Genomic DNA, 17,479 nt, shown 5'->3' on the forward strand with positions numbered 1-17,479 from the left:
AGGTTTCGCGGAAACGCAGAACCGCTCTAAGCTTTTGTTTTTACGCAATTCCGGACGGAAAAACCGCTTCGCACTTTTTCTGGAATTGCTCTGAGGGGGAAACGATGAATATCAGCATTCTGCAGATTTTTACGGTCGCCCTCGGCGCTGTGACGGCGGGGCTGCTCGTCTGGGGCGCGCCGGTGCGATGGCCGGCGCCGCTGCTGCGCGCCACCGAACGCGACATTGCGCTGGCCAGCGAGGCGGCGCAGGTCTTCGGGCGCGATGCCGTTCCACCCTATACGATGATCCTTGCCTACGGCATCACGGCGATCGTCGTCTTCATCGTGATTTCGCTGATCTTCGGGCCGATCTTCGGCATCGTCATCGCCATCCCGGTCGCCATCTTCCTCCCCAAGGGCATGATCCGTTATTTTCTGCAGCGTCGCTGGCTGCAGATCGAATCGCAGCTTCCCTATGCCGTCGACCAGATCGTCTCGGCGGTGCGCACCGGCAAGCCGCTCGCCATCGCCGTCAATGCGGTGGCCGATACCGGCCAGATGCCGGCCTCGCGCGAGTTCGAGCGCATCGCCCGCGAACAGAAACTCGGCATCGGCCTGGTCGAGGCGCTCGACCGCCACGGCCGCGACGTGCCGAGCCTGCACTTCAAGATGGTCGATGCAGCCCTCGGTCTCTTTGCCCGCCAGGGCGGTGACATCTCCGAGCCGCTGACCGAAATGTCGAAATCCTTCAAGGAAATCTGGAAGCTCGATCAGAAGATCACGACCTCGTCGTCGCAGGCGCGCATGAACTTTCGCGTCGTCAATGGCGGCGCGCTGTTCATGATGCTGATGATCTTCTTCGGCCAGCCGGAACTGATCGACAAGGTGTTCGGCAACGCCATCGGCATCGTCATCGCGATCGTCGGCGCCATTCTCTACGCGACCGGTTTCTTCTGGATGCGCTCGATGATGAAGGTGTCGGTCTGATGTCTCAGATACCCCTCGCCCCGATCGCCATCGTCTTTGCCGGGATCACCGCTGCGCTGTTCGTCTGGTGGATAGGCGATATGCTCGGCAGCATTCAGGTGGTGCGCCGGTCCGCAGGCGGCGATGGTCCGCCGCCGAATATCGTCGATAGCATCGGCATGCGCACGCCGGTCGAATTCGTGCTGACGCATTTTGAGACCCTCCTGGCTGATTACGGCGCGCAGCTGGAGCAGAAATTGATCTATGGCGGCCGGCCCTTCGGCGGCGTCACGGGGCGGGAATATATCGCGCTTCTCGTGGTCTTAAGCCTTTTCGGTTTCGTCGTGCTCGGCCTGCTGTTCGGTATTGCCAGCGGCAGCGTGATCGGCGGGCTCGTGGCCGGGCTGATCCTTGGCCTGATCCCCGCGATCTATTTCTGGGTCGTCGCCGACGACAAGGCGCAGGACCGCAAGGAACGCATTTCGCGCGAATTTCCCTATTTCCTCGATCTGGTCGTCATGACGCAGCAGGCGCAGGCGACGCTGCCGGAAAGCCTGAGGCTTTATGCCGAAGCCGCACCCGGCACTGTCATGAGCGAGGAGATCGAACAGACGCTGAAGGACGTGGCGCTCGGCACCGGCATGATCGAGGCGTTGCAGCGTCTGGAGCGCCGCATGACCGCCGAGGAGGTCATCCGCGTCATCCGCGCCGTGATCCAGGGCGAAGTCGAGGGCAGCAACCGCGTCGAGCTGTTGCGCGAACATGCGCGCGACCTACGCTTCCGGCGCTGGGAAAAGGCCGACAGGGCCAGTGAAAAGCTGAAGGCCAAGATCGTCATGCCGGCGATGATGATCGTCGTGTCGATCCTGCTTCTGGTACTGGCGCCTGCAATTGTCGAGATGATGTCGAGTGGGATGTTCTGATCATGGCCTTTTTTTCCTTCTTTCGCGGAAACAAACCAAGCCTTCTGCAGACCGGTCCCGGTGGCCAGAGCCGCAGCCATGTGCTCGACCGGCCGGAAATGTCGATCGGCAGGGCTGCTAATGCCGATATCGTCGTCGACGATCCGTTCCTTGCGCCGATCCATGCGCGCATCGAGCGGCAGAGCGACGGCGGCTTCATCATTCGCCGCATGGGGCTGAACCCGATCATGCTGCGCGGCGAAGCCCTGCTGCAGACGGCCTCGCTGAAAGCCGGCGACAGCTTCCGCCTCGGCAAGGACGTCGAATTCCAGTTCGTCGTCAAGGCCGCCGCCAAGGAGGCGCCGAAGAAGGAGGCTTCCAAGGCAGGTGACGACAAGCCGAAAAAATCGCTCCTCAAGCAGCCGGCCTTCCTCGCCGGCATGGGTGTCGCCTATCTCGCCATCGTCGGCATCATCGGTTACGTGATCCTCTCCGACAGCGGCAGCGCGGAGGGTGGCCCAACGGCAGAACGCATCAATGCGGAAGCCGGCCGCATTCCGACATGCATCAAGAATGCCCGGCGCATGCGCCAGGTTTCGGAGGCGAGCTTCAACGGGGCAGTCGGCGGCCGTGTCGGCAGGGATGGCGACGCAACCTATGCCGCCCTTTCGCTTGCCGCCGAACCGTCTGATGACGCCGCGCTGGCGAAGGCCGCCGAGCCGATCGTCGAGGCCTACAAGCGCACGGCACTCGCAGCCCTTGCCTCGGAAAACCGCGGCAACAAAACGCTGGCGCTGACCCTCTACCAACAGACCTACGATCTCGTTCCCGATGTCAACTGCTCGGCAGCGCGCTTCGCGCTGCAGCGGCGGGCCGCGGTGAAGCCTCCGGCGCGCCGCTGACCGCCAGTCTTGCGGCTGCTCGCTGACATACAAATGTGGCTTGTTCACCATCGATGCCGCGCGAGCCGGGTAGCGATGTCAAGGACTTGCCGGAATACTGGCGATGACCTTTATCTCAAAGTCAGTTGCATCATGCGATATCATATTGAATTTATTTAGTTATTGCATAAAGATTTCCCGGTGTGTGTAGACCTGTGCGTGCGTGTGAACGGAGATTAAGCCGCCTTTGAGGGTGTGCGACAGCCTCTATCCTCGTCCACCTTAAATTCCTAGAAAAGCGCCGCCAGATCGCGCCGGCCATCCACCACGCGAATGATCTCGACCGCATCAACCTCGCCCTCGTCCGTGTCGGGGTGCGTCTCGTACAGGATCACATACGGCGCTTCGACTGGCATCCGCGCGGTGCGGAAGATCTCGGGGTGGCGCTCGCCAAGACGCGGATGATCGATAAGCAAGCCGGCCTTGTAGCGGAACTGCTGGAAATACCGCTCGGCCGCCTGGGGCTGCTCTTTGCCTATGTCGACGAAGACTTGCTTGACGTCGACTCTCGCCCTCGGCGTCCAGAGAAGCTTAACCGCCATGTCCGCGGGCAGCCTTCAGTTCCTGCCGCGCTTCCGCAAGCATCTCATCGAAATCGACTGGCGAGGCAGTTCCGCTCGCCTTGCCCTCGGCCCACATTTCGCGCAGCTTTTCGATATCGCCGCTGCGTTGCTGCCATTTGGCGGACCAATCGCGCATCGCTTCGCGGATGACCTCGCTGGCGCTGGCGTAGGCACCGCTTCCAACAGCGTCACGCAGCAAGTCGGCATGTTGCGGCGTCACTGAGACGCTGATCTTCTCAACATTGGCCATAACTCACCTCCATACACTTATGGTAGGAATTATTGCCACCGCCAGACACCCCTGCCAAGAAATTTCGAGGCGGGCAATAAAGCAACGAGGGTCGATCAAATCGTCGGAGACGCCACGATGTTTGCAACTGGCGCAAACGTGACGGCGAAAGGCGGTTGGCCCTCGAAGCTCGGACTATCTTTGCGCGCTTGAGGGAAGGTCCGGTCGTCGCTCTCCCACTCCCTGCCGCACGAGCGATAGGGCAGCGATACCGGCCTCATCGGCCGCACGCAGAAGCGCTTCCCGGAATTGTTCCGGGGCAATCTTGCCGCTCAATGCGTCGACGCAGGCTTTGACTGCAGCCACATATTCCTCGCCGTCATCGCAAGGCCAGTCGTTGATCAGGAGACGCGCCGCGTCGCCCAGCGTCCATACGATCTTGCGAGATGCCGGGCCTCGCAAAGCAAACCCTACCGGCGTGAATGCTGATGATGTGTTCCAGCACATTGTCCTCGACCCCTCAAGGCACGGATATTGCAGTCCCAATTTCAATATACGCGCGTATTCTGAAATGTGGAATTGAAAACTTGCGAGTGGCACCCCTTGAGCGCGAGCTGTCGGATGATGAAGAAAGGGCGCCTACGACCTTATGTTGATCCGCCCCGCGCTGCGTCGACAAGTGTCGCCTTGATGGACGCATTCTGGGTTTGCAACAGATTACCCTGCCCCGTGTCAGCGGCACACCGCTCCCCCTATCAGTCTCCACGCTTCCGACCGCTCACCGCAATTCGGCGGTAACGCGGAAAATGCCGCCGGCCGACGCATCGGAGCAGACGACGAAGGTCGAACCTTCCTGCGCCATGAAGGCGACATTGCCGCCGGCTTCGCAGGGGGTGGCGCTCCACTGCAGGATGATATCACCGTTATCGGGCAGCTTTTCCTGGGTGATCTTCGCCGCACTTGCCATCCACTCCGTCGCCGACGGCAGGTGGACGGGGGCGTTCAGCTGCTTCGACAGCCAGGCCGTATAGTTCTGCGCCACGGCAAGCGGCACGTCGTCGGCCGGCTGCTGCGGATTGTCGCCATAGGCCTGTGCGGCGGCGGGATCGGAATTGGCGGTGTAAAATTCCGCCATCTCGGCACGGGTGACCGCCTTCGTCTGCATGCAGAAGGACTTGTCGATCTTCACGGCGTCGTTGGCAACGCCGAGCATGCCGCCGATTTCCTTCATCGACGAGGTCATCAGCCGGACGTTCTCCAGCGAATAACTTCCGGCCGGGACGGTCTCGAAGGCAAGCGTCTGCGAAACCGGGCAGAAGCCGCGCGCCGACAGCGCCTCGAGATCGGCAAGGATCGGCTGATAGGCGACGACCGCGAGCTTATAAGCCTCGGCGGTGTAGCGGCCGTCGGCCTCGCCGATCTTCGGAGCGAGTGCGGCAAGCGCCGGATCGGCAGCACCTGCGCGGGTCGCGATCGAGGCGCTGAGATCGGTCACTTTCTGCTTCAGCGCAGTCGCCTCGTCCTTTGCCGCCATGACATCGGCGATGACGGCATCCAAAAGCTTGGCAGCGTCGCCGTAGCCAGATGTCGCGGCCGGCATCTGCCATTGCTCTGCCTTGGTCTTGGCATCCGTCATCAGCCCGGTCGCCTTGGCGACATCGGGACTATCGCCAGCGCCGATGCGATTGACGGTTTCGCGTTTTCCCGCCGCGTCCTTTTCGGCCGCCGTCAGCGCGCTTAGCGCCTTGGCGAGCTCGTCAAACGTCGTTTTCGACGCGTCATAGGCGTCGACGGCGGCATGCATCTGCTTTGCGGTGGCGGCATCGGCGGCAGTCTTCATCTTGGCGTCAGCCTCGGCAAAACCTGGCGCCTTGTCGCCGCCGGCGGCCGAAGCGGCAGCTTTCGCCTTCTCGGCGTTCTCCTTCGAGATGCCGATCAGCGCATTGCCGAGATTGATGGCTGCCGTCTGGAAGCCCGGAAGCGCCTTTTCGTAATCTTCATCCTTGAGCAGGGCATCGGCCGATGTCAGCGCCGCGGCGCCGGTATCATAGGCGAGCTTTGCCTGATCGCCGGAAGGACGCTCCGGCGCCTTGGCGGCGATCGCCTTCTGCTTGCGGCTTTCTGCCTCCTTCTTCCAGGTGCCGACATCGGCGACGAGTTTCGGATCCGGGGCGAGCAGCTTCGGGATGGTGAAGACGCCGACGCCGATGCAGATCAAGAGCAGTGCGGCGATCATGGAGATCTTGAGAGGCGTCCATTTTTTCGGCTTCGGGGCGTCCTGCTGCTGTTGCATGCCGCCGCGCGGATCCCATGACATCGGCTGGATGCCTGTCGTCACCCGGGCGAATTCGCCCAACGCATCGGCGCCCGTGCGCGGTCGCGCGCTTGGATCGCGGCTCAGCATCCTTTCCACCAGACTTGCAAGACCCTCGGGAAAGCCTGGGATCAGCACGTCGAGGCGGGGAAAGATATTGGAAGGGTCGAGATGGATGTTCTTCCAGCTCTGCTCGCGCTGATGCTCGTCTTCCCAGACCATGACGCTGTCGAAGACGCTGGCATAGGTCTGCCGCGGCAGGAAGAGCTTGTAGGCGATCATGCCCATTGCGTAGATATCGAGTGCCGACGAGGCGGAGAAGGTGCCGCTTGCATAGATTTCCGGCGCCCCGAATTCCGGCACATAGGGCGGGATGATGTGTTCGCCGATCTTCGAGATCAGATGCAGGTTGCCGATCCGCACCGACAGGCCGGAATAATCCTCGGAGACGTAGATGCACTGGTCCGTCAGCGCATTGTGGGCGTAGCCGGCGCCGTGCAGCGTTGCCAGCCCCTCGAGGATGTGGCGGCCGATCTCAACGGCGCGCTCGTAAGCTACCATTTCCGTTTCATCGAGATATTGGTGTAGCGTTTTCGACGGCCGCTTCTCGACGATGTAGAAATTGTCGTCTTCCGGCGACGGCGGGATGAGGTCCTCGATCTCGACGAAGCGCCGTGCCGTCAGCGATTTGGCCTCGTTGATGGAGGTCCAGACCCGCTCGAAACGAGCCTTGTCCAGTTTCAGCGCCATATCGGGCGCGACGATGAAGACCGCATGGTCCATCCGCTTGTCCTGGGCCGGATAGACGATGAACTCGTTCTCGTAGACCGGCTCGCCGATCGTGTAGCGGGCGATCAGATCACTTCTCATGCACGTGTCCCCCTGCATTCATTACATTCATGAAACCGAACTCTATTCGCCTGCCAGCAATGGATCGCCGATAAGGCCTGCGGCGAGCAGCAGGCCGGTCTTTGTATCGCGAAGCGCGAAGGCAAAACGGGCATCGGCCACGACGCGGACAAGCTTCGGATCGATGCTGCGTTCCGTGATTACAGCCGTGGCTGCCGCCGCCTCCGTGCCGTTTTCGTCAACCTTGATCATCGTCTTCTGAAGGACGCGCGACAAGCGGATGTTTTCTTTGGTGAAACCCGGGAAACCCGCATCCTTGGCCTTCTCGGGCGTCACGCCCATCGCATTGAGTATCGGCATCAAATCACGCCCGTCGTTCAGGGAAAAGCGGGGCAGGAAGATTTCGCCCTTGGCGGCTTCGAATTTTTCTCCCTCCAGCCAGGAAGTGAGCGTCTTCAGGTCCGCGCCGCCCACACCCTTGCCGGAGCGCGCCGCCACCACGACCATGCTGTAGCTCTCGCCGGCATAGGCAAGATCGACGGCAGTGAATTTCTCGTCGACGCGGAATTTCTGACCATCGCCGGCAAGATGCATCATCGGCACCGAAATCGTCGATCCATCCGGCCTCTGAAAGGGGCTTGCCGGGCTTTCCTTCTCGAAAGACGTCTTCCAGCGCGCCTTGAAGGAGAGCGCGCCAAGACTGACGAAGCCGCCGCCGGGTGGAGAGTCCAGGATGACAGGAATGGCGCCCCGCGTTGCCTGGCTTACCCAGCCGTTGATGTGCTCGACCGATTTCGGTCCGTCGAGATCCTCGATCGAGGGCTTGATGCGGTGGCCGGCGAGCATGGGAAGCGCATCGGGGACGAGCACCAGCTTGTCGTCGAAGACGATCGCGACCGCCGCAGTCAATGGCGCATCCGCAGCCGCCGGCTTCTCGGGGGTCATTGCGTCAAGCGCCGTCTCCGGTCCCTTGACCTCGCCACCGAAGCCGAGGCCCTTGGCGATCGAGGCTTTGCCCTCGTCGGAAGCGCCGAGGCTTGCAAGACCGAGTGCCGCGGCAAGGCTTGCCGGCGACACCATGATATTGGCAGCACCCTCCTTTGCCAGGTGCGATCGATGAGTTCGGCGGCAAGCCCTGCTTGTGCTGCAAGCATCGCCTTGCTGTCACCGGAGTTGCCGGCATGAGCGGCCGGGGCAAGCGCCATCAGAAAAGCGGCAAGACCCGCTAACAGAGTGGATTTCGGCATGGTTCGCTCCTGTTCAGCGGATGCGATAGAATTTGGAATCGAACGACCATTTGCCTTGGGCGCCGGTTTCGTCGTCGCCGACGATCCTGAGGCTTCGGGCGAGATCATAGACATAGTTGAAGGCGGCGCGCTGGCCGACGAGCGGCGTCGGCACATCGGGCAGGTCGAGCACTTCGATCGGCTTGTCGCTGAGGATGGCAACGACCATGCCGACGCCGGCCGGTCCCTCCACCACATATTCGAAGCCGGTATAGGGATTGCGCGCATCGGGCACGACGACCGGCCGAGCCGGATCGAGCCGGTTGTCGCCGCTTTTGGCTGATGGTTTCAGCCCCATCGAGCGCTTGTTAGGAAAAAGCTGTGTCAGCTTGCCGGAGGCATCGATATCGACCAGGATCAGGTAACCGGACTTCTTGGTGGACACACGCATCGCCACCTTGTCGCCGATGCTGACCGCAGTGCCGGGCAGCACGTCGACGGCGACGCCCGCCTCATTGTCGCTCTTCAGCGTATTCTCGACGGCGGCGACCGCCGTCTTCGCCTCGTCGCCGGTGATGACATCCCGGCCGAGCGCATCCGGCTGGCCATAAAATTGCGGCACCGGCGTGAAGCGGCAATCTCCCGCATGCGTCCGGCAATATTCGTCGGATTTACGCCGGACATAATCGAGCAAAGCGGCATTGCTGACATTCGGCTTGTCGGCTGCGCGCGCCACGCCATCCTGCACGCCTTCGATGAAGCGGCGGGTGAAGACGCCAAGCGGTGGCTTGGCCTCGCTATCGACCAGCGCCCACTGCCCTGCGTTGACAGCCGACCAGACCATGGCGTTTTCGCCGCCGAAGGAGAATTTCGCTTCCTTGCCTGATTTGTTCGGCGGTTCGAGCCCTGCCAGCGCCGGGCCGAGGCAACGCACGGTGCCGGATGGTGCGGCCACCGCGCTGCGGCTGCCGGGCCCGACATGGCAGGCATCGATCAGCAGCGTGACGCGGCGATCCTTGAGGCTGTTCAGCCTTGCGGCGATCTCGGTTTCGCGGATCTGGTTGGTGACCGTCACCTTGCCGCCCTCGCGCACCAGCTTGGCATCGACGGCCACCAGCGTCGGGCTCGTCGTTTCCTCGGCGCCCATTTCTTCAGAGCCCTGGCCGCTGAAATAGAGGAAGACGCGGCTTCCGGGCGTCGACTGGCGCACCAGCCAGTCGTCGATTTCGGCAAGGATCGCCTCGCGGGTCGCCTTGCGGTTGGTCAGCGTGTGGATCTGCTCCGGGCGGTAGGCGAGCGTCTTGGCGAGGAAGACCTGCATCGCTTTTACGTCAGTCGCAGAACCGGTCAGCTTCGCCTCGCGCATCTCGTAGTCGTCGATGCCGATCAACAGCGCGCGGTCACCGGGCTTGCTTTCGATCACCGGCGTCTGGACGACTGCTGGCCGCACGGCGGGTTCGTCGGCGACGGGCTTGTCAACTGGCGCGGTATCGTTGGCCGGCGCGTCTGGCGTTTCGGTCGTCCCAGCCGGGGCGGTATCGCCGGCGGGTGGGGTGGTGATGGCGAGGTTGGCCTCTTCCTGTCCGGACTTCCTCTGCTTCATCCCGCTACTGGTGGTGGTGGACGCGACCTGATCATTGGCAGCAGGCCCTTCAACATCAGGCACGTCGCCGTCGGTCTTGGCGGCGATCCAGTCGCGGAACGCGGCAACACGTGTATAGACGCCGTAGTGCTCGGCCTCAGCGCAGCCGGCGCCCCAGCTGACGATGCCGAGCTGGATCCAGCGCTTGTCGGGACGCTGGGCGACCAGCGGCCCGCCGCTGTCGCCCTGGCAGGCGTCCTTGCCGCCTTCGGCATAACCGGCGCAGACATTGCGCTCGTCGATCGGGTTCATGCGCATCGAACTGTCGCGATAGGCGGCGCGGCAGTCCTCGCGCGGGACGATCGGCAGTTCCACTTCCTGCAGCTCGGTCGGCAGGTATTTGTCGTCCCAGCCGTGATCGGCCTTGGTGTAGCCCCAGCCGGTGACGACGGCGGGGTGGCCGGCTGCCTCCACTTCGTCGTCCGAGGCCGAGGCAAGGATCGCCGGCTTCGATTTGGCGGGCTCGCTCAGCTTGATGAGGGCGATGTCGTTGGCGAAGACCTTGCGGTCGAAGTCCTCGTGAATGATCACGTCTTCCACGGCCAGTCCCGGCTTATCGGGCCCATCGACGGCGATCACCTTATCGATCTTCGATTTACCCTCGACGATCAGCAGGTCGCGGGCGAAGAGATCCTGCTTGCCGGAGCGGCCGCTGGTGACGCAATGGGCGGCCGTCAATATCCAGCGCGGCGAAATCAGCGAGCCGCCGCAATGGCCGCCGAAGCGGCCGCGCTGTTCGGGATCGGGCGCCAGGATCTTCACCTGCCAGGGCCATTCGCCCTTCTTGGCCGCCTGGCCGCCGATGACCCGCCCGCCATCCTCGCCGGCGAAATCGGTATCCTGCTGCGCCAGCACGGGAGTAGCCAGAAGCAGCATGACGGACGCAATATTGAGGACCCTGCTGATCGACGTGCTCATAGCTTGGCTCCAGCGGAGGTATAGAGGACCGTAAATCCGACGCGCGCGCCCTCGGGCAGGAATTCGCCGAGGCGCTTGGCGATATTGCCGGCGGTGCGGCGCCTGTCGTTCTGCTTCAGGAACTCCAGAAGTTCGGGCATCGGCGTTTCAGAGGTAACGGCGACGAGCAGGTCCGTGCCGAATGGTGCGACGACGGACAGGTCGAGATCGAAGGTGGCAGACATCTCGGCATCGACCTCCTTCTCGCCCGGATACAGGAACTGTACGGTCCCATCGCCGGTGACGTCGAAGAGCACGAGCTTGCGGCCTGATAGATCCGAAACGGTGACGCCGACGCGTTCACCCTCACGATGGACGGTATCGGAAGGCATCACGCGCACGGTCTGCGGGTTGGTCTCGGAGAGCCGCTTCAGCGCATCGAGCGCGGCCATCCGGTCGACGACGAAAGGCATGTCGCCGGCGCCGATGGCGGAGGCGACGACATCGCCGCCGGCAATCGCCTCGTGTTTTGCGGGATCGAAGACAAGTTCGGCATCGGCACCTTCCGTCAGCTTGAACGGCGTGACGGCGGCGTCGATCCCCTGCAGCACCGGATCGGAGCCGAGGGCGGCAACGCTGATCGGTGCGGGCTCGGCGGGCAGCGGAGTGTTTGATTTCTCCGCCGCCGCCTGGGCCCCCGCCCCTTCGTAATGATAGACGACCGCGCGATCGAGATCGGTTCCGGGCGGGCTTTCGGTAAAGATGTTCTGCCGCTGGTTGGTGAACTGGTAGACCGCCTGGCGCACATATTCGAACAGTTCGCGGCGGCTGACGGCGCCGTCGCCGTTGCGGTCGGCCGCCCCTTCGAAGGCGCGGGCGGTGGCATAGCTCAGCGCGCCGCGTTTTTGCGGAATGCCGGGAATTGATATCTCGGGCGACTTGGTGTTTTCGTCGACGGCGGCGAGAAAGGTCAGCCGCTTGAAATCGAAGCCGGTGGACAGCGCATCCGCCGTGGTCGAAATCGGCGCGAGGTCGTCCTCCTCGATCGTATAGGAAGGCGCCTGACGCCAGGTGATCTCGGCGCCGCGCGGATCGACGTCGCGGGTCATCCCGCCGGCATGGCAGGTATCGGCGATGAAGACGACATCGGCGCCTTTGGTCTCTAGATTGCGGATCAGCGCCTTGAATTCGTCGCCGAAGATGCGCTCGCGCGAACCCGGTAGCCGGGTGTCGAAGCCGGCAAGCACATAGACCTCGTCGCGGCCGCTCGGTTTGGAACCCTTGACTCGTTCCGGCTCGCTCGACCCGTGACCGGCGATGCCGAGCACGACGAGATCGCCAGGCCCTGCCCTTTCGGTCACGGCCTCGATCGCGTGGAAGATGCCCTCGCGGTCGGCAGCACCATTCTTCAAGAGCGTCATGTCCTCGACGCCGACCGAACGCAGCGAAAGCGAAAGATCCTCGGCATCGGCGACGGCCCCGTGCAGCGGCGGAACGTTGCGGTAGAGGTCGATGCCGATCAGCACGGCCCTGACTGCACCACGCTCGGGCGCCTCGATGACCCTTGCCAGGCTATCGGTGGCCGCCATGGTGAGGAGGGCAAGTGCTGCGGCCATGGAAACGAATGCGGTCATGGCCAAGCTCCTCCCCGCCTCAGCTACTCGCGGCGCCATTCGACGCGGCGGTTCAGCGCATCGACATCGTCTTCGGTGAGGTTTGCGGTTGCGGTGACGTCCACCGGCTCGGATGCACCGCGGCCTTCGGCGTCGATTGTCGCGTCGAGGCCATTGCTCTTCAGGAAGTCGGCGACGGCCTGGGCGCGGCGTTCGGAAAGCTTCTGATTATAGTCGTCACCGCCGCGCCGGTCGGTATGGCCGATGAGGATGATGCGGCCGGGCTTCTGCTCTTTCAGCGCCTCCAGCAGCTCCTCGGCGGCTTCGGTGCCGATCGAGGTGAAGCTCGACTTGTTGAAGTCGAAGGTGATCGGAACCGGAATGGAGACCGGCACGATGCCGCGCACATTCTCGGAATAGATGCCGCCGAGCACGCCGCTGCGGTGATCCTTCTCGGCCGGCACGAAACTGCCTTGCGGATTGTCGCTCGTCGGGTTGGCGGCAAGGATGCGGGCCTGGGCGGCGCGCTGGATGAGATCGGAGATCGTCTCGGCCGGTGGCGCCTTCGGCGTGCGGGTCTCGTTCTTGATGATCTCGATCGCCTGCTGGTAATCGGCGGCGGCATCGGCGAAGCGGCGTGAGGAGAAATAGATTTCGCCGAGTGTGGCGGAGGCCTGCCAGAGCACCTGCGGGCTGTCGGCGGCGACAAGCAACGGCTCGTAATCGGCGACCGGCTGGTTGGCGGCCATCATCTCCTGGGCAGCCGAAAGCCTGAGGGCCGCGACGCGGCGCTGGGCATTCACCTGGAACTGGCCGCAATCGGCGCTGACGGCGATCGCATCAGCCTCAGACGCGGCAGCACTGATATCCTTGGCGGCAACGGCGGTGTTCAGCTTATCAAGAAGAGCCGTGCAAACAGGCGTATCGGCGTTTGCTACCTCGATCTCTTCCCCTGCCTGGCCAGGTTCGGCCGAACGGCCGAGGTTTAGCTGCGGCATCTTGATGCTGAAGCCGCCGGGAAGCTTGAATTGCGGCATCTTGATCTGTGGCATCGGCAGTTTCGGCATCTTCGTCTGGGACGTCTGGGCCGGCTGCTTATACTGCGTCGTCGGTTGCTTATATTGGGTCGGCTTGGTGGATGAAGTCGTATCGGCGGGCCCGATCAGCTCCAGTTCGTCGGCGGCAAGCTCCTGGCCGGGCGCCAGGTTGGTGACGATCTTGTATTTCTTCGGCGGCTGCTGTGCTGCCTGCTCGACGGGCTTCGGCGCGACCTTTTTCGGGGCAACAGGCTTCGGTTTTTCGACCACCGTTTCCGGCTTTTTGGCGACTTCCTGTTTCGTCACCGGCTTCGGCTTCGGAGCGACTGCAGGTTTCGGGGCAACGGGCGGCTTTGCAGCCTGCTCGACTGGCGCGGGTTTTGCTGCGGGGGCGGCTGCGACGGGCGGGACAGCGGCCGGACTATCGACGGTCGTCAGCATCAGCGTCTTGCTGCTGATCTTGGTGCCGAGGCTTCGGGCCTCTTCAAGGCTTCGGGAGACGGCATCCATGCCGCCGTCAACCGAGCGGAACATGCCGCCGCCGCTGCCGCCGAGATCGGCGAAGATGTTCAGCGGCTTGGAGGAATAGAAGACTTTGATCTGCTCCTGACCGACCGGGCCTGAAACCTGCAGCTTGGCGCCGCTTGCCGGATCCGGCACCTGCACGCGCTTGCCGGCGCCGACAAGGGCGTCGGTCTGGTACTTGTTCGGGAAAAGCTTCACGACTGCGCCATTCGGCGAGACATTCAGCACCGTGACATAGGCGTTCTCGGTCGACTGGATGAAGAGGCCGACAACTTCGCCGATGGCGTATTTGGCTTCAGCGCGATCGAAGGTGACGCTGACAGGCCCGGTCTGCGCCGGCGCTTCGGTCAATGTGCGTTCGTTCTGCGCCTCGACGGCGGGAACCACCGAGAAGAACGAAAGAAAGGTGGCTGCTGCCAAGATGGCTTTGCGGTTCGGCATTGGAAAACCTCCTCTTCGAACATCTCACACTGTGTTGAAGATGAGAATAGCACTGACTGGCGAAATTGGGATGCCTTTGCCTGTCTTGCTTGAGGGAGGGTTACAAATTATTTGGAGCCGCTAAGAATCCGGCAAGGCAAAGACGTGAGCAAGACTCACGCTCTGGAATAACCGGGGCCTGTTATAGTCCGTTCAACTGCGAGAAGACCGTTAGTTCTTGGGTTTCTGCCCGGCTGATTTCAAAATCGAGATCAGGTCGCTCATTCCTTCGGGTGAGGAATTGTAGAGCCAAAGAATATCCGGATTGTCGACCGTGAATTCCTTGCCGGGGCCTGAGCCCATGTCGCGGCCGGGAGAGGTCGCATCGGGCAGCTTCGCCTCACCGGGCGCCAGCCCCTTGGCGCGTTCTTGTTCGGCGATGATTGCAGTCGCCGCAGCAAAGGCCTTTTCGTCATGATGACGCAGCGCCGCAAGCGAGGGGTTTCGCGCCGCAAGCGCGTCTTCGGCAGGGCCGGAATGCGCGAGCTCAGGTATCTGCAGCGCCAGCAGAATGCCGATCGACAAGGTTATGAGCCAGGATTTCGTCATCGTCGTCACTTCCGTCTTATTGGCGCCACTGCGCGACAAAAGCACGTCGCATTAAACTTGATTCATGCGACGTGCTTTCGCTCTTTGTTTTTTGCATGTCGTTCTCCCGGAACCGCTGCACCCTTCCGGGCGACATGCATAGGCGCCCCGAGAATAGGGAGAGGCCGAAAGGAAGGCAACGGCGCACAGTGCCAATCGATTGGGAGGGTTGAAATCGGCTGGCAGCGGCGCTTTCGCTCTTTGTTTTATGCATGTCGTTGACCCACCGCCGCACACTTCCGGGCGACATGCATCAGAGGATCTTCAATTGCTGCAAGCCGAGGCGCAGATCGCGCAGCATCTCGCCGAAGATCTCCTCGATCATTCCGGTCGACCAGACGACCATGGTGCCGTAGGGCGAGCGCTTGCGCTGCATGAAGCCTGCCGTTTCGAAATCGATCAACGTCTTGCGGCAGGTCTCGCTCGACATCACCGCAACAAGGAAACGGGCGAGATTGGACTGGTCGATCGCGCCTGATTTGTCAGCCCAGTTCTGGATCAGCCGCGGCTTGGTGTCGGCGGTGAACATCGAGGCGAGCGCACGATCCTGTGAAAGCCCCAGACGCTGCAGCTTGGCCGGATCGCGGGTCAGCGAAACCACGTAATCATTGTGCAGATCGGCGAAGCGCTCGATGTCCTCGGCGGTGCTGATGCCGAAGACCTTCATCGAATAGAGGAACTCGGCCATCAGGTAGGTCGGCTCCGAGCGCAGTTGCGCCAGATGCTTGTCGTCCTTGCTGGCTGAGGCAGCGCAGACGCGGTCTGAGAAATCTATCCTCGCCGCGCGAACCTGCTCCAGCAAGCTTATATCGAGCGCCAGTTCGTCACCGTTCCATTCCAGCATAAGCATTCCCTGCCGACGAATCTTCGAGACGATGATCTTGTACTATCGCCCGCGCAGATCTCCAAATCGTTTGGAAAGCAACGGCTTGCTGAGAAGTCATATCTAGCCTACCATTTTTGAAAAGCGTGACGGTAACAGTGCATGATGCCGAAAAGTGTGATCGGTTTTCGGACGACATCATGCACTAACCTTAATTGAGAACAGGATTCAGATTTTTAGCCGGATCGGACTAAAATCATCCTGTTCTGGGGGTCGAGGCAATGCGTAGTTTTGGGTCGCATATTTTGTTTGCCGCGGCACTTGCGGTCGCCTCGCCGGTTTTTGCCAAAGACACGACGATCATCGAGCTTCGCGGCGGCGACGGCGCGCGTTCGGTCGGCATCATTTCTTCCAACGAGGAAGCGGAGGCATCCGGGCCGGCGGCGATCACCGTCGGTGACGACGGCACCATTTACATCCTCGACCAGAACAACGGCCGCGTGCTCGCCGTCGACGCCGAACGCTCGCAGGCCGAGCCTGCGATCCTGCCGCTGCCGGAAAATGCCACGGCGGAGGATCTCGCCGTCGTTCACAACGAACTCTACCTCTGGTCCGACGGCGTCGTGCCGCTCGAGCGCTCCACCGATGCCGACGGCCGCTCGCAGACGCTGCGCGCCGTCGACGGCGGCGCTGATGCCGACGACTACACCCGCTCGGTTTTCGCCTCCATGGGCTCGGTTTCGCCGGGTCCGCTGAACAGCATCATCGACGAGATCGGTCGCAGCACCAGCCGGCCCGAGGCCCGCCCGCCGGTCATTCAATATGTGCCGAGCCGCGGGCTCGGCGATATCGTCGCCGAGGTCTCGGCTGCTGCAAACGACAAGGCGGAGATCCTACTGCGGCGCAGCAGTTCGGAGGAGAATTTCCTCTCGCTGCAACTCGCCTCGGAAGGGCGGATCGGCACCGTCGAACTTCTCGACATCGACACGACGGGCAGGCCTTATGTGCTGGTCGAGCTCGTACCCGCCGACCGGCCCGAGCGCACCGGCATGCTGGTGGTGCGATTCACGCCGAACGGCGCGATGGACCGGGTCTACGACCTGCCGATCGAACCGGGTACGGTATTCTCCAGACGCTTCGTGGCGATCGGTCCGCGCGGTGACGTGCTCTATCTCCGCTCGCAGGAAAGCCGGGCGCAGGTGCTGCGGCTCGACGGCCGGGAGCCCGGCCGCAAGCTTGCCGTCGCTCGGCCCACCAAGCAGCCGGCTGCCGGCAAGCCCGGCAAGACGCCGAAGGTGGCGATCGTGCCGAAATCGCGCAGCGACGTCATCGAGCGGGCAATCGGCTTCGAGACGATGAACTGGCTGGTGACACCAACCGCCTATGGCAGGGATCCGGGACCGGGCTGCGTCAACATGAACCGGCTGCGCCGCCCGATCTACCTGATCGGCAAACGCGGCCAGACGGTCAAAGGTGTTCCCTACTGCTGGGGCTGCAAGACGCCGCTCGAGAATTTCATCGGCGGCGTGGAAAAGGGCCAGACCGCCGGCAACGTCTGCACCAAGAGCGCGCCGCAATCCAACATCCTCGGCGTCGATTGCTCCGGTTTCGTCAGCGACGCCTGGGGCCTGAAGATGCACGTTTCGACGCGCGCCATCCCCGGGATCACCAAGCGCCTCTCCGACCCCTGGTCAATGCGGCCGGGCGATGCACTGAACAAGCCCGGCTCGCATGTGCTGCTGTTCATGCGCTTCACGGCCGATAAGAAGGTGGAGGTGATGGAGGCCTCCCCAAATGCCTGCAAGGGCCGCGTCTGCCGCAATACCTATTCGCTCGGCAGCCTGTTGATGCGCGGCTACCAGCCGGTGCGCTTCAAGGGGCTCGATGGCTAAACGGCGGGAAA

The 17,479-nt window shown here is 62.5% G+C and carries 13 protein-coding genes and 1 pseudogene; 4 read left to right on the plus strand and 10 right to left on the minus strand.

Annotated elements, in window-relative coordinates:
- Window positions 1–104 precede the first annotated feature (104 nt).
- From AC244Q_RS31415 to AC244Q_RS31425, 3 genes are read left to right on the plus strand one after another with little or no spacing between them, the layout of a single operon-like run.
- Window positions 105–968, plus strand: a complete 864-nt coding sequence (locus AC244Q_RS31415) for a type II secretion system F family protein (RefSeq protein ID WP_128407621.1) — start codon at window positions 105–107, stop codon at window positions 966–968.
- Window positions 968–1,870, plus strand: a complete 903-nt coding sequence (locus tag AC244Q_RS31420) for a type II secretion system F family protein (RefSeq protein WP_012763624.1) — start codon at window positions 968–970, stop codon at window positions 1,868–1,870. The genes AC244Q_RS31415 and AC244Q_RS31420 overlap by 1 nt, the downstream gene beginning before the upstream one ends.
- A gap of 2 nt (window positions 1,871–1,872) precedes the next feature.
- Window positions 1,873–2,751, plus strand: coding sequence for an FHA domain-containing protein (locus tag AC244Q_RS31425; RefSeq protein WP_017996887.1), 879 nt, complete (start codon window positions 1,873–1,875; stop codon window positions 2,749–2,751).
- Window positions 2,752–3,020: 269 nt separating this feature from the next.
- On the opposite strand, the gene AC244Q_RS31430 is transcribed toward AC244Q_RS31425, so the two are convergent.
- The 10 genes and pseudogenes from AC244Q_RS31430 to AC244Q_RS31475 form a co-directional block, all read right to left on the minus strand.
- On the minus strand, window positions 3,021–3,332 hold the full coding sequence (locus AC244Q_RS31430) for a type II toxin-antitoxin system RelE/ParE family toxin (RefSeq protein ID WP_128407622.1): 312 nt from the start codon (window positions 3,330–3,332) through the stop codon (window positions 3,021–3,023).
- Window positions 3,322–3,603 (minus strand): type II toxin-antitoxin system ParD family antitoxin, encoded by a 282-nt coding sequence (locus AC244Q_RS31435; RefSeq protein ID WP_017996885.1) that lies wholly within the window; start codon window positions 3,601–3,603, stop codon window positions 3,322–3,324. Before AC244Q_RS31435 ends, AC244Q_RS31430 begins: the two co-directional genes overlap by 11 nt.
- 174 nt (window positions 3,604–3,777) lie before the next feature.
- Window positions 3,778–4,089, minus strand: coding sequence for a DUF982 domain-containing protein (locus AC244Q_RS31440; protein ID WP_011655309.1), 312 nt, complete (start codon window positions 4,087–4,089; stop codon window positions 3,778–3,780).
- Between the two features lie 271 nt (window positions 4,090–4,360).
- Window positions 4,361–6,766, minus strand: coding sequence for a protein kinase domain-containing protein (locus AC244Q_RS31445; RefSeq protein WP_128407623.1), 2,406 nt, complete (start codon window positions 6,764–6,766; stop codon window positions 4,361–4,363).
- A 42-nt stretch (window positions 6,767–6,808) separates the two neighbouring features.
- Window positions 6,809–7,992: pseudogene (locus tag AC244Q_RS31450) on the minus strand (serpin family protein).
- A 13-nt stretch (window positions 7,993–8,005) separates the two neighbouring features.
- Window positions 8,006–10,531 carry a trypsin-like serine protease gene (locus AC244Q_RS31455; RefSeq protein WP_012763619.1) on the minus strand — a complete coding sequence of 842 codons (2,526 nt, stop codon included), beginning with the start codon at window positions 10,529–10,531 and terminating at the stop codon, window positions 8,006–8,008.
- The gene (locus tag AC244Q_RS31460; RefSeq protein WP_128407624.1) at window positions 10,528–12,144 is read right to left on the minus strand and encodes a caspase family protein; all 1,617 of its coding nucleotides are present in this window, start codon (window positions 12,142–12,144) and stop codon (window positions 10,528–10,530) included. The genes AC244Q_RS31455 and AC244Q_RS31460 overlap by 4 nt, the downstream gene beginning before the upstream one ends.
- A gap of 23 nt (window positions 12,145–12,167) precedes the next feature.
- Window positions 12,168–14,126, minus strand: coding sequence for a DUF4384 domain-containing protein (locus tag AC244Q_RS31465; RefSeq protein WP_128407625.1), 1,959 nt, complete (start codon window positions 14,124–14,126; stop codon window positions 12,168–12,170).
- Window positions 14,127–14,336: 210 nt separating this feature from the next.
- Window positions 14,337–14,714, minus strand: a complete 378-nt coding sequence (locus tag AC244Q_RS31470; protein WP_128407626.1) for a hypothetical protein — start codon at window positions 14,712–14,714, stop codon at window positions 14,337–14,339.
- 292 nt (window positions 14,715–15,006) lie between these two features.
- Window positions 15,007–15,597 (minus strand): hypothetical protein, encoded by a 591-nt coding sequence (locus AC244Q_RS31475; RefSeq protein ID WP_012763615.1) that lies wholly within the window; start codon window positions 15,595–15,597, stop codon window positions 15,007–15,009.
- Between the two features lie 260 nt (window positions 15,598–15,857).
- Between AC244Q_RS31475 and AC244Q_RS31480 the strand changes: the two genes are divergently transcribed.
- Window positions 15,858–17,468: an NHL repeat-containing protein gene (locus tag AC244Q_RS31480; protein WP_128407627.1), complete on the plus strand. Its 1,611-nt coding sequence runs from the start codon at window positions 15,858–15,860 to the stop codon at window positions 17,466–17,468.
- The last annotated feature ends 11 nt before the right edge of the window (window positions 17,469–17,479 follow it).

It is taken from the genome of Rhizobium sp. CB2179 (genome assembly GCF_057653455.1).

Excerpts from the sequence above, each read along its gene's own strand:
- AC244Q_RS31440 (WP_011655309.1), bottom strand. The coding sequence starts at position 4,089 with ATGTGCTGGAACACATCATCAGCATTCACGCCGGTAGGGTTTGCTTTG.
- AC244Q_RS31465 (WP_128407625.1), bottom strand. The coding sequence starts at position 14,126 with ATGCCGAACCGCAAAGCCATCTTGGCAGCAGCCACCTTTCTTTCGTTC.
- AC244Q_RS31435 (WP_017996885.1), bottom strand. The coding sequence starts at position 3,603 with ATGGCCAATGTTGAGAAGATCAGCGTCTCAGTGACGCCGCAACATGCC.
- AC244Q_RS31460 (WP_128407624.1), bottom strand. The coding sequence starts at position 12,144 with ATGACCGCATTCGTTTCCATGGCCGCAGCACTTGCCCTCCTCACCATG.
- AC244Q_RS31425 (WP_017996887.1), top strand. The coding sequence starts at position 1,873 with ATGGCCTTTTTTTCCTTCTTTCGCGGAAACAAACCAAGCCTTCTGCAG.
- AC244Q_RS31480 (WP_128407627.1), top strand. The coding sequence starts at position 15,858 with ATGCGTAGTTTTGGGTCGCATATTTTGTTTGCCGCGGCACTTGCGGTC.
- AC244Q_RS31420 (WP_012763624.1), top strand. The coding sequence starts at position 968 with ATGTCTCAGATACCCCTCGCCCCGATCGCCATCGTCTTTGCCGGGATC.
- AC244Q_RS31415 (WP_128407621.1), top strand. The coding sequence starts at position 105 with ATGAATATCAGCATTCTGCAGATTTTTACGGTCGCCCTCGGCGCTGTG.
- AC244Q_RS31475 (WP_012763615.1), bottom strand. The coding sequence starts at position 15,597 with ATGCTGGAATGGAACGGTGACGAACTGGCGCTCGATATAAGCTTGCTG.
- AC244Q_RS31445 (WP_128407623.1), bottom strand. The coding sequence starts at position 6,766 with ATGAGAAGTGATCTGATCGCCCGCTACACGATCGGCGAGCCGGTCTAC.
- AC244Q_RS31455 (WP_012763619.1), bottom strand. The coding sequence starts at position 10,531 with ATGAGCACGTCGATCAGCAGGGTCCTCAATATTGCGTCCGTCATGCTG.
- AC244Q_RS31470 (WP_128407626.1), bottom strand. The coding sequence starts at position 14,714 with ATGACGAAATCCTGGCTCATAACCTTGTCGATCGGCATTCTGCTGGCG.
- AC244Q_RS31430 (WP_128407622.1), bottom strand. The coding sequence starts at position 3,332 with ATGGCGGTTAAGCTTCTCTGGACGCCGAGGGCGAGAGTCGACGTCAAG.